Origin of the sequence: Colwellia echini (assembly GCF_002843355.2) — a bacterium.
GTDB lineage: Bacteria > Pseudomonadota > Gammaproteobacteria > Enterobacterales > Alteromonadaceae > Colwellia > Colwellia echini.
This window is the reverse complement of sequence record NZ_PJAI02000108.1, coordinates 1-428: the sequence shown is the minus strand read 5'-3', so window position 1 is coordinate 428 and position 428 is coordinate 1. Positions and strand designations below refer to the sequence as shown.

The 428-nt window shown below is 38.3% G+C and carries 1 protein-coding gene; it reads left to right on the top strand.

Annotated features, from left to right (window positions below; all coding sequences use genetic code 11):
* Positions 1-428 (top strand): phosphopantetheine-binding protein (locus CWS31_RS17450; RefSeq protein WP_148747799.1); only part of this gene is annotated, 428 nt, incomplete at both ends.

Genomic DNA, 428 nt, shown 5'->3' with positions numbered 1-428 from the left:
GCCGATAAAACAGGTTATCCAACTGAAATGCTTGAGCTTGGCATGGATATGGAAGCAGACTTAGGTATTGATTCAATTAAACGTGTTGAAATCCTAGGTGCAGTACAAGAAATAATTACTGACTTACCTGAGCTTAATCCAGAAGATTTAGCAGAGCTCAGAACCCTTGGGGAGATAGTTTCTTATATGCAAGGCAAGGTAACAGCTGTTTCAAATGTTGTTTCACAAACGCCAGATATACAAGTGAAAACCGTTTCTGAAGTAACTATCGATTTAGATCATATTCAAACAGTGATGATGGAAGTGGTGGCCGATAAAACAGGTTATCCAACTGAAATGCTTGAGCTTGGCATGGATATGGAAGCAGACTTAGGTATTGATTCAATTAAACGTGTTGAAATCCTAGGTGCAGTACAAGAAATAATTAC